The organism is Staphylococcus sp. EG-SA-2, from assembly GCF_017152085.1.
Genome location: NZ_JACYHC010000582.1, coordinates 1 through 2,884 on the forward strand (window position 1 = coordinate 1; position 2,884 = coordinate 2,884).

A 2,884-nucleotide genomic window follows, 5' to 3' on the forward strand; every position below is an offset into this window, starting at 1 on the left:
ATCAGCATTATTGTTGGTATTGTTTTAGCAATATTGATTATTTTCTTAAAAGAATTATTAGATAAGCGTATTAAGACAGAAGAAGATGTTGAATCGCAACTAGGATTACCTATTTTAGGTTCAATACAAAAATTTTAATTTACGAGGAATTACCATGACGAATACACGAAGAAGTACATCAAGTTTAATTGTCCATGAACAACCAAAGTCACCTATTAGCGAGAAATTTCGAGGCATAAGATCAAATATTATGTTTGCAAATCCTGACAGTGCAGTTCAAAGCATTGTAATCACTTCAGAGGCACCAGGCGCAGGTAAGTCTACAATTGCAGCAAATTTAGCAGTTGCATATGCGCAAGCAGGTTATAAAACACTAATCGTAGACGGGGATATGCGTAAACCTACGCAGCATTATATTTTTAATTTGCCAAACAATGAAGGCCTATCAAGTTTATTGCTAAATTGGTCAACTTATCAAGACAGTATTATCTCAACTGAAATTCAAGATTTAGACGTCTTGACGTCTGGGCCAATCCCACCGAATCCGTCAGAGTTAATTACATCAAGGGCATTTGCAAATTTGTATGACACATTATTGATGAATTATAACTTTGTCATTATCGATACGCCACCAGTGAACACAGTTACAGATGCGCAATTATTTTCAAAGTTTACCGGCAATGTTGTCTACGTAGTTAATTCGGAAAATAATAATAAAGATGAAGTTAAAAAAGGAAAAGAACTTATTGAAGCAACAGGTGCTAAATTATTAGGTGTAGTCTTAAATAGAATGCCTAAAGATAAAAGTGCTAGTTACTATGCATATTATGGGACTGATGAATCATGATTGATATTCATAACCATATATTAGTTGATATAGATGATGGTCCTAAAACAATTGAAAAGAGTATTGCACTATTAAAGCAAGCTAAGGATGAAGGTGTAACAAGTATTGTAGCGACACCTCATCATTTGCATCCGAGATATGATAATACATTTCAACAAGTGCTTGTGAAATTGGCGGAGTTAAGAACGCATCCAGAAGTTCAAGCATTGGATATTAAATTATTTCCCGGGCAAGAAATTAGAATTACAGATTCGATTCTGAAAGGCTTAGATAATGGTAGTATTCAAGGTATTAATCGTTCGAAATATTTATTAATTGAATTTCCAACGGGCGAAGTACCACATTATACAAAACAATTGTTTTTTGAAATACAATCGAGAGGCTACATACCAATCATTGCACATCCTGAAAGAAATAGAAGTATCGCCAAAAATCCAGAAATATTATATGAATTGGTTGCAAATGGGGCATTGAGTCAATTAACATCGAGTTCTTTAGTTGGTGGATTTGGTAAAAACATTCAAAAGTTATCATTACAATTTATAGAATGTAATTTGGCTCATTTTGTAGCTTCAGATGCACATTCATGTGACCAAAGACCATTTTTGATGCAAGAATTATTTCACAATCATAAATTGAAGAAATATTCGAATGATATTGAAGCATTACTTCGAAATGCCAGTTCAGTAATCAATGATAATTTTGTTTATTTAGACAGACCGACTAAGCCAGGAAAAGTGAAGTCGTTTTTGAAATGGTTTTAACTAAATATATTTTTTCGAATTAGACTGGTATACATGTACCAGTCTTTTTGAGTATGCTTAAAATGAATTATAATCATGATTATTTACTAATTCGTATAATACAACTTGTCTAATTGATTAAGGCGAATGGCTTTCAATAAAAAGACTCGTTTTTTATAGTGAAGGTAGTTTGAAAATAATGAATATAAAGATGAAGGTATTACTTTTGATATATAGGGCTAAGGAAGTGTTTTTATGGTATTAAGAAAAGTAATCATGCAGGACTTAGATCAAATTATTGCACTTGAAAATATTGGTTTTTCACCGGAAGAAGCTGCAACACGAGAGGCATTGAAATTGAGAATTGAACAAATTCAAGAAACTTTTATTGTAGCTGAAAAGAATGATGAAGTAATTGGATACATCAACGGTCCAGTCATAAAAGAGCGTTACATTAGCGATGATTTATTTAAAAATGTCTCCATAAATAATAGTGAAGGTGGCTATATTAGTGTGTTAGGTCTTGTTGTAGCACCAAATTATCAAGGTCAGGGTATTGCAGGTCGCTTACTAAACTATTTTGAAACTCTTGCTAAGAATCATCATCGACATGGTGTAACGTTAACATGTCGAGAATCATTAATTTCATTTTATGAAAAATATGGGTATCGTAATGAAGGTGTATCAGAATCATGTCATGGCGGTATTAAATGGTATAACCTTGTTAAAAATATAAAAAAGGATGATGAGGTGTAAATATGGTAGTTGTTTATGTAGCAGGAGGGTGTCTATGGGGTGTTGAAGCATTTTTTGCAACAATACCTGGAATTATACATACAGAAGCAGGAAGAGCAAATGGAAGAAGCTCTAAATTAGACGGTCCGTATGATGGTTATGCTGAATGTGTCAAACTTCATTTCGATGATCGTATGTTAACAATTACAGACATTATGAATTATTTATTTGAAATCATTGATCCTTACAGTGTGAATCAACAAGGAAATGATATTGGAGAAAAGTATCGAACGGGTTTATATAGTTGTGTAGATGACCACTTAATTGAAGCGCGTCAGTTCATTGAACGACGTAAAGACAGAGATCAAATTGCAGTGGAAGTCTTACCGCTGTCTAACTACATTAAAAGTGCTGAAGAACATCAGCAACATTTAGAAAAATATCCAGAAGATATGCATATGTGTCATATTTCAAAAGATTTGCTAAATAAATACAAGTGATTTTCAGAGGAGAATAGATGTTTAAATTAACCAAAATCGGAGAAATACCTAGATATACT

At 32.8% G+C, this 2,884-nt stretch carries 4 protein-coding genes and 1 pseudogene; all 5 read left to right on the forward strand.

Going from position 1 to position 2,884, the window contains the following annotated elements; genetic code table 11:
* Positions 1–138: pseudogene (locus IDG60_RS10255) on the forward strand (capsule biosynthesis protein CapA); the annotation flags it as partial.
* Between the two features lie 16 nt (positions 139–154).
* Entirely contained in the window at positions 155–847 is a 693-nt protein-coding gene (locus IDG60_RS10260) for a polysaccharide biosynthesis tyrosine autokinase (RefSeq protein ID WP_000185863.1), read from the forward strand.
* Positions 844–1,611 carry a tyrosine-protein phosphatase gene (locus IDG60_RS10265; protein WP_000565310.1) on the forward strand — a complete coding sequence of 256 codons (768 nt, stop codon included), beginning with the start codon at positions 844–846 and terminating at the stop codon, positions 1,609–1,611. The genes IDG60_RS10260 and IDG60_RS10265 overlap by 4 nt, the downstream gene beginning before the upstream one ends.
* A 234-nt stretch (positions 1,612–1,845) precedes the next feature.
* A complete protein-coding gene (locus IDG60_RS10270) occupies positions 1,846–2,346 on the forward strand; it encodes a GNAT family N-acetyltransferase (RefSeq protein WP_000244277.1) in 501 nt (166 codons plus the stop codon).
* Positions 2,347–2,348: 2 nt separating this feature from the next.
* Positions 2,349–2,825, forward strand: coding sequence for a peptide-methionine (S)-S-oxide reductase (locus tag IDG60_RS10275; RefSeq protein ID WP_000261962.1), 477 nt, complete (start codon positions 2,349–2,351; stop codon positions 2,823–2,825).
* The last annotated feature ends 59 nt before the right edge of the window (positions 2,826–2,884 follow it).

Coding starts and splice junctions, on each gene's coding strand:
- IDG60_RS10260 (WP_000185863.1), top strand. CDS start 155: ATGACGAATACACGAAGAAGTACATCAAGTTTAATTGTCCATGAACAA.
- IDG60_RS10265 (WP_000565310.1), top strand. CDS start 844: ATGATTGATATTCATAACCATATATTAGTTGATATAGATGATGGTCCT.
- IDG60_RS10270 (WP_000244277.1), top strand. CDS start 1,846: ATGGTATTAAGAAAAGTAATCATGCAGGACTTAGATCAAATTATTGCA.
- IDG60_RS10275 (WP_000261962.1), top strand. CDS start 2,349: ATGGTAGTTGTTTATGTAGCAGGAGGGTGTCTATGGGGTGTTGAAGCA.